At 50.4% G+C, this 2,847-nt stretch carries 4 protein-coding genes; 3 read left to right on the forward strand and 1 reads right to left on the reverse strand.

From position 1 onward, the window contains the following. Together C8K58_RS32470 and C8K58_RS32380 are read left to right on the forward strand one after the other, a co-directional pair. The coding region (locus C8K58_RS32470) for a DUF6862 domain-containing protein (protein WP_108574926.1) at window positions 1-1,080 on the forward strand (1,080 nt) is incomplete at its 5' end. Window positions 1,081-1,082: 2 nt separating this feature from the next. Continuing rightward, the gene (locus tag C8K58_RS32380; protein WP_133822175.1) at window positions 1,083-1,658 is read left to right on the forward strand and encodes a hypothetical protein; all 576 of its coding nucleotides are present in this window, start codon (window positions 1,083-1,085) and stop codon (window positions 1,656-1,658) included. A 207-nt stretch (window positions 1,659-1,865) separates the two neighbouring features. Here C8K58_RS32380 and C8K58_RS32105 read toward each other — a convergent pair whose 3' ends face one another. Then, complete coding sequence (locus C8K58_RS32105) at window positions 1,866-2,123, reverse strand: hypothetical protein (RefSeq protein WP_027608116.1); 258 nt, start codon at window positions 2,121-2,123, stop codon at window positions 1,866-1,868. Window positions 2,124-2,533: 410 nt separating this feature from the next. Here C8K58_RS32105 and C8K58_RS32110 point away from each other — a divergent pair. Next, window positions 2,534-2,847 (forward strand): hemagglutinin repeat-containing protein (locus tag C8K58_RS32110; protein WP_043293838.1); only part of this gene is annotated, 314 nt, incomplete at its 3' end.

The following is a 2,847-nucleotide window of genomic DNA, read 5'->3' on the forward strand; positions in this document are numbered from 1 at the left end:
GGGAGGAATGCGGTTGAGAATAACTATCTCAGCGTGCCGGAAGCGACCCGTAAGTTTGTGCTTTCACGCAAGCAAATGCTGGGCACCATCACTGACAAAGAAAAAGATGAACTCGCGTATATAAACGTTATCGATAAAGATCGAGATGAAGCGATTCGCGATGCCTGCACTACCGGAAATTTGTCCAGTTCCGCTTGCGGTCGTTTGATCGAACCTGCACGTCAGGCTCTTGCGGAATACGAGGCTCCTGTCTCTGTCCGTCTGCTTTATAAAGAACTTTACCCGGCTGATGCAAAAAATGCCGAGGCTGCATTACGTGGCTTAGACGATGCCAGCATTCTCCACGACATCGTGATAACGGACCTTGCGAGCCGTTCTGAGAAAACGCGGGCGGAAGTTGAGCAACAGTATGATTTTGTCATGACGATGCATGCCATCACGGCGGCGATTGCTGGGGGGTACGGATTAAAAGGGTTAACGTCTACTACAAAAGTGCCTGCATCGACTTTGATTTCTGGAGAGGCCAAAGTTGTCGGAACCGGAAAATCAGCAGCAAACGACGCGAGCTTTAATGTTCCCAAAGGCTACACACAAGAAATTGATGGAACCGTGAACGGCCCCGGTGGTGGGACTTACAAACCTACCGGAACGCAGGACGCCAATGGCAATCAGGTGTTTCTGGCCGGTAATGGTAACTACTACACGTTGACCGAGGATAGAGCGACGCGAATTGTTTCTCCTAATCCGTCCGCCGGAATTGGAGCAACAGGGAAAATCGGGGAGGATGCCCTAAAACCATTGGGTGGTCAGTCTCAAGTTACCTTCCAAACGACCCAAGGCGTGCGTGTCGTCGACCAGCTAGCTCCAGGTGCTTTGGCTCATGAGTCCAAGGTTGGATACACTTCACTCGACGCCAATACAGCCCTTCAGGTGATGAAGGATACGGAGCTCCTGAGCCGCGGTATGGTTAATGGGGTAACATGGAATTTTTATAGGAGCCCCGTCACAGGACGCGTTGGACCTGCGCCAGCCCTTGAAAAAGCTTTGTCCGACGCGGGAATCAAAATTAAGGTGCATTGATTATGGAATTTACAACCGCCTATACGCCAGTCACAGATTTTTTTTCATCTATGAATTCGAAAGAGCTAAATAGTTTTTATGAACTCTTTATGCTTAATAAACCCTACTGTTTAGATGAGTTAATTCAAGCTGTTTGGCATACGCCGGGATATGAAAGCTGGAACGCGGATTTTTCCCCGGAATCTTTAGATGGTGTGGCTGAGTGGTTAGCTTCACGGATTTATAAAGAGCAACTGTCATCAACGGTTAACGAAACAGGAAATGATTCAATTGCCGGCACGGCTGATTTGAACACACCTGTTCTATCCGAAGAGGCAATGTCTTTGGCTGTTTTAGTTGGAATGTATTATGGTGAAGTGGCGGTTCGAAATAACCCTGAACTGAGCTGGAGTCAGTTAAAAGGTAATAAGAAACAGGCGGATTACGGGCAGCCTGTTATATCCGCATCTGGCTCGCTGCCTACCAATCCAGTAAGAGTTGCTCATGCATTCGCGTGCGCTATTGCTGATGGATCAAAGACATTAGGTCGGCTTCGAGAGACATATAACTATTGGATGCAATTAATAAAGGCTAAATAAGATGTGCAGTGACGTGCAAGTATTTCACTGTGTCGTTTGTCGTAACTGTGATTGCGCTATCCATTAGGGGGCAGGCCACGTTTTTGTTTGAATGCTTGTGGAGAAGCAAATCTGGAGGTGTTACGTTCTTTAACAATTGGCTTTTTTATTTCATTTGTCTGGGAAGTTTTTAAGCTGGGCGGTTTTTAAAATAACCGCCCATTTTATTTATGAAATTTTTGAGTTCAACTTCCGGCCAATCACATCCAGCAAATCACACCCATCTCGCAGCGGAATTGCCAGTAACAGCGCAAAATCGTGAAGCACAATCGCATCACTGCTGATCTCTTCCCGAAACGCGAGGTTCTCCAAAAACTGAGTCACCGCACGAATGCGATACGCGGCGGCATCATAGAGAACATCTAGGGGCGCTTGCGTGTCGATCACCAGCGCGGGGATGGTTGAGTCATGGCCTGTAAGCGGCATGTATCTATTCATAGGTTAAGCCTCGGTCGATGTAATGAAAGCTGTCACCTATCGTCGCCAAACGAATGGGTGACAGCTGTACGCAGGTTGGCGAACCGGGACCGAGTTCCGGCAGACCCGAAGGTCTCCCGCGCACAGCTGCCATAAAGCAGCGATGCGGGTACGGAAACCCCTGCAAGCAAGCAGAAAGCTTTCGCATACGGTCAACGGATCGCCAAATCCGATCGCCCTTTTGGACGACCGGCGGACTATAAGTCCTCAGCGTAAAAACACGCAAGGCATCAAAAGGCCAACGTCGCCCTGCGAGCCGGCGCCAACCTCAACGCCATCGCGGCAGCCAACGAGCAGCATTCGACCTACAACTCGAAAAAATCAAAAGCATCGAAGACCACGTCCAGCAAGTCTCCAGCGTGATCAAGGCCGGCGGCGACGCCACCCTGAGCGCCGGGCAGAACCTGCAACTGGTCGCCAGCCAGGTCAATGCCGGCAACGAGGCGTATCTGGTCTCCGGTAAAAACCTCGAGCTCAAAGCCGCCGAAAATCAGGACTACAGCTTCTACAGCAAGACCAAGAAAACCTCCCAGGGCAAAAAATTCCGCCTGGATGAAACCGATGTGGTGAACAACGTTGGCAGCCTGGTCAGCGCGGGGACGAACAGCACCGTCGTCGCCGGTGCAGACCTGCTGCTGGCCGGCAGTGCCGTCACTGCCGAAAAAGGCGCCAC

The organism is Pseudomonas sp. GV047 (assembly GCF_003058245.1).
Classification (GTDB): Bacteria; Pseudomonadota; Gammaproteobacteria; order Pseudomonadales; family Pseudomonadaceae; genus Aquipseudomonas; species Aquipseudomonas marginalis.

Coding starts and splice junctions, on each gene's coding strand:
- C8K58_RS32380 (WP_133822175.1), top strand. CDS start 1,083: ATGGAATTTACAACCGCCTATACGCCAGTCACAGATTTTTTTTCATCT.
- C8K58_RS32105 (WP_027608116.1), bottom strand. CDS start 2,123: ATGCCGCTTACAGGCCATGACTCAACCATCCCCGCGCTGGTGATCGAC.